Origin of the sequence: Mesorhizobium sp. M8A.F.Ca.ET.021.01.1.1, from assembly GCF_003998025.1 — a bacterium.
GTDB lineage: Bacteria > Pseudomonadota > Alphaproteobacteria > Rhizobiales > Rhizobiaceae > Mesorhizobium.
Genome location: NZ_RZSJ01000594.1, coordinates 1 through 3,719, shown reverse-complemented (window position 1 = coordinate 3,719; position 3,719 = coordinate 1). Strand labels below are relative to the sequence as shown.

At 63.5% G+C, this 3,719-nt stretch carries 5 protein-coding genes and 2 pseudogenes; all 7 read right to left on the bottom strand.

Features of this window, described 5'->3' with window-relative positions; all coding sequences use genetic code 11:
• Positions 1 to 461 (bottom strand): annotated as a pseudogene (locus EOA36_RS30460) (citramalate synthase); the annotation flags it as partial.
• Between the two features lie 37 nt (positions 462 to 498).
• Positions 499 to 1,449, bottom strand: coding sequence for a prolyl aminopeptidase (pip, locus tag EOA36_RS30455; RefSeq protein ID WP_127280641.1), 951 nt, complete (start codon positions 1,447 to 1,449; stop codon positions 499 to 501).
• Positions 1,446 to 1,922, bottom strand: coding sequence for a GFA family protein (locus EOA36_RS30450; RefSeq protein ID WP_127280640.1), 477 nt, complete (start codon positions 1,920 to 1,922; stop codon positions 1,446 to 1,448). Before EOA36_RS30450 ends, pip begins: the two co-directional genes overlap by 4 nt.
• Positions 1,919 to 2,410 carry a GFA family protein gene (locus EOA36_RS30445; RefSeq protein WP_127280639.1) on the bottom strand — a complete coding sequence of 164 codons (492 nt, stop codon included), beginning with the start codon at positions 2,408 to 2,410 and terminating at the stop codon, positions 1,919 to 1,921. Before EOA36_RS30445 ends, EOA36_RS30450 begins: the two co-directional genes overlap by 4 nt.
• Before the next feature lie 6 nt (positions 2,411 to 2,416).
• Complete coding sequence (locus EOA36_RS30440; protein ID WP_127280638.1) at positions 2,417 to 2,821, bottom strand: VOC family protein; 405 nt, start codon at positions 2,819 to 2,821, stop codon at positions 2,417 to 2,419.
• Positions 2,818 to 3,006 carry a hypothetical protein gene (locus EOA36_RS30435; RefSeq protein WP_127280637.1) on the bottom strand — a complete coding sequence of 63 codons (189 nt, stop codon included), beginning with the start codon at positions 3,004 to 3,006 and terminating at the stop codon, positions 2,818 to 2,820. Before EOA36_RS30435 ends, EOA36_RS30440 begins: the two co-directional genes overlap by 4 nt.
• Positions 3,007 to 3,038: 32 nt before the next feature.
• A pseudogene (locus EOA36_RS30430) lies at positions 3,039 to 3,719 on the bottom strand (cysteine--tRNA ligase); the annotation flags it as partial.

The window sequence follows — 3,719 nt, the reverse complement described above, 5'->3', positions numbered from 1 at the left end:
GCCTTGAAGCCGTCGAAGAAATGCTCGCAATCGACCATTGCTTCCTTGTCCGAAGCGACTGATGTCTCGACGGACACCTTTATGCACTCGAGGTTCTCCTCGTTGGTGCAACCGAGCGCGACGCGAACATGGTAATCCCAGCTCTTGGCGACGAAGCAGATGGCGTCCGATTTCGACTGGACGAGTGCCGCCAGTCCCGGATCGTTGGAGGCGGAGACCCCAGCCCGCTTGGTCATGCCGAAAGCGACGAATTTGGCGCGTGCCGTGCGCTTTTGCTGAAAGAAGGCGGTATCGGTCGGGTTGGCGCCGGGATAGCCACCTTCGACATAGTCGAAGCCGAACTCGTCGAGCAGTTTGGCAATCGCGATCTTGTCCTCGACCGAAAAGTCGATGCCCGGCGTCTGCTGGCCATCGCGCAGTGTGGTGTCGAAGAGATAGAGGCGTTGTTTTGTCATGGCCATAGCTCGAAAAGTCGTAGCAGAGCGCAGTCAGGCACTGTCATTTACCTGCATATTTGTCCGTCGCGCGGATCAGCTGATCGAGGATGCCCGGCTCCGAATAGGCATGGCCGGCACCCTCGATCAGATGAAAGTCCGCCTTGGGCCAGGCCTTGTGCAGCGCCCAGGCGTAGCGCGCCGGGCACGGCATGTCGTAGCGGCCATGGACGATGGTGCCCGGAATGTCCTTGAGCTTTCCGGCATCGCGCAGCAACTGCCCCTCCTCCAGCCACCCGGCGTGGACGAAATAGTGGTTCTCGATGCGGGCAAAGGCGACGGCGTAGTCGTCCTCGCCAAAGGGACCGCTGGTTTCAGGCTCCGGCAGCAGGGTGATCGTCTCGCCTTCCCAGAGGCTCCAGGCGCGGGCGGCCTCGATCCGCATCTTGCGGTCGGAGCCGACCAGCCGCTTGCGGTAGGCGCCCATCATGTCGCCGCGCTCGACCTCGGGAATCGGCGCCAGGAAACGTTCCCACTTGTCGGGGAACATCTCTGAGACGCCGAACTGATAATACCATTCAAGCTCAGCGCGGGTCAGCGTATAGATGCCGCGCACCACCAGTTCGCTGACGCGATCAGGGTGTGTCTCGGCGTAGGCGAGCGCCAGTGTCGAGCCCCAGGAACCGCCGAACACGAGCCATCTATCGAAGCCGGCCATTTCGCGCAGGCGTTCGATGTCGGCAACGAGATGCCAGGTCGTGTTGGCCTCCAGCGAGGCATTCGGCGTCGACTTGCCGCAGCCGCGCTGATCGAACAGGATGACATCGTAAAGCTTGGGGTCGAACAGCCGCCGGTGTTTTGGCGAGATGGTGCCGCCCGGCCCGCCATGCAGGAACACCGCCGGCTTGGCGCCCTTGGTGCCCGAACGCTCCCAATAGACCTGATGGCCATCACCGACGTCGAGCATGCCCGAGTCGAACGGTTCGATTTCCGGATAGAGGGTGCGCAAGCTCATAGTTTCAGGCCCTGTTGCGGCCAATTGGCCGTTTCGTGATCGGGATGTTGGAAGGAGATGATCTGCTCCTGTCGCGCGTAATAGTCGGGATCCTGGTGGACGGGTTGCTCGAAGATCGTCTCCACCCAAGGCAGCCGTGCCGCATAGTTGACCTGGATCCGCGGCGCCAGATCGGAGCGGTCGTCGAAGGCGCCGATGGCGATCTCGAGCCCGCCGGGCTGCCGGTAGGTCAGCGGCGTGCCGCACCGGGCGCAGAAGCCGCGATCGATGTTGACCGACGACTGGAAATAGCTGGGCTCCTCACGGGTCCATTCGACACCATCCTTGGGCACCGTCACCAGCGCGCCGAAGAAGGAACCGAACTGTTTCTGGCACATCCGGCAATGGCAGATGGATGGGCGTCCCAGCGCGCCCTTGATGCGGAAGCGCACGGCGCCGCATTGGCAGCCGCCGGTTCGGACTGTCTCGGTCATGGTCTTTCCTCCGGCGGCCATTGGTCGGTGTCGTGGTCGGGATGCTGATAGGAGACGAGCTCGGCGAGATAGGGGGCCGAGCCCATATCCGCCATCGTGTCCTCGCCCGGCAATCGCGGAATGGAATCCACGTAGGGCAGTTTCGCCTCCGTGCCCCATTGGATGGTCGGCGCGATACCAGCCGGATCGTCGAAGGCGGCGATCGCCAGCGCCATGCCGTCGGGCGCCTCGAAGGTCAACGGCGTGCCGCATTCGGCGCAGAAGCCACGCCAGGCCGCATTGGAGGACCGGAACCGCTTGGGCTCGCCGCGCGTCCAATCGACCTTGGCGCCGCGCACCGAGACCAGCGGCAGGTAGAAATTGCCGCTCGCCTTCTGGCACATGCGGCAGTGGCAGACCGAGGCGTCGCCAAGCGCGCCTTCGACGCGAAAGCGCACCGCGCCGCACTGGCAGCCGCCCGTATAGACCGGCCGATTGTCGAGGCTCATCGACTTTCACTCCGATCCATGGGCTCCCTCCGGATCATGGCAGACCGCCTCGACATTGTTGCCGTCGGGATCGAAGACGAAGGCGCCGTAGTAGTTGGGGTGATAGTGCGGGCGCAGGCCCGGCCCGCCATTGTCCTTGCCGCCGGCTGCAAGGGCGGCGGCATGGAAGGCGTCGACCTCGGCGCGGCTGCGCGCGGTGAAGGCGACGTGCTGGTGATCTCGGGGCTTTTCGCTGGCCGCGCTCAGCCAGAACACTGGCCGGTCGCGGCCATAACCGCCGACCTTGGCGCCACCGGTGTATTCCTGCGGCACCATGTAAAGCAGCGAGGCACCGAGCGGCGCCATCGCCTTGTCGTAGAAGGCTTTTGAATTGTCGAAATCAGACACGGTGATGCCGAGATGGTCGATCATGGAACGAGTTCCTCCGTTGTCGGTTCGCTCGCCGGCATTTCGGCATTGGCCAGCGCGGCCTCGATGACGATGTGCTGGCAGACATTGTCGATATCGCGGATCACGTCGTCGTTCCAGAAGCGCAGCAGCCTTGGCGGGCTGCCGGCACCTTGGACTGTCGAGATCAGCTCTCTACGGCCCGCCAACCTCTCCACTCCGGCCATAACAGCAACCACTCTCACCGCTTGATCTCCCAAGTCGTCATGCGCTCGCCGGTGACCGGGTCCTTGCCGTCCTTCAGCTGCACTCCCTTGGCCAGCAGTTCATCGCGGATGCGGTCGGCCTCGGCCCAGTTCTTCGCGGCGATGAACTGCAGGCGCCTGGCGATGGCCTGAGCGATCGCGACCTCGTCGACCTTAGCCGCGCCGACGTCGAAACCGAGGAATGCGAGCGAGGTTTTCAAGGAAGCCGCAGCGCCATTTTCGCCAACGCCGTTGAATTCGGTCGCCTCGCCTGCAAGCTGGGTCAGTTGCTGGAAGGCCGCGTAGGTCGCGAGGTCATCCGACAGCGCCTCCACCACCTCCACCGGCAACCGACTTCCCGCGGCCGGCGCCAGATCCGCCGCGCGTTTCCATTTGCGCAGCGTGTTTTCCGCCTCCTCCAGCTTGCGCACGGAAAAGTCGATCGGTTCGCGATAATGCGTCATCAGCATCGCCAGCCGCAGCACGTCGCCCGGCCATTTGCGACCACCAAAAGTGTCGGTCTCCAGCAATTCGTGGATCGAGTAGAAATTACCGAGGCTCTTCGACATCTTCTGGCCCTCGACCTGCAGGAAGCCGTTGTGCATCCACACATTGGCCATGACCGACGTGCCGTGGGCGCAGCGCGACTGGGCGATCTCGTTCTCATGGTGCGGGAA

Excerpts from the sequence above, each read along its gene's own strand:
- pip (WP_127280641.1), bottom strand. The coding sequence starts at position 1,449 with ATGAGCTTGCGCACCCTCTATCCGGAAATCGAACCGTTCGACTCGGGC.
- EOA36_RS30450 (WP_127280640.1), bottom strand. The coding sequence starts at position 1,922 with ATGACCGAGACAGTCCGAACCGGCGGCTGCCAATGCGGCGCCGTGCGC.
- EOA36_RS30445 (WP_127280639.1), bottom strand. The coding sequence starts at position 2,410 with ATGAGCCTCGACAATCGGCCGGTCTATACGGGCGGCTGCCAGTGCGGC.
- EOA36_RS30440 (WP_127280638.1), bottom strand. The coding sequence starts at position 2,821 with ATGATCGACCATCTCGGCATCACCGTGTCTGATTTCGACAATTCAAAA.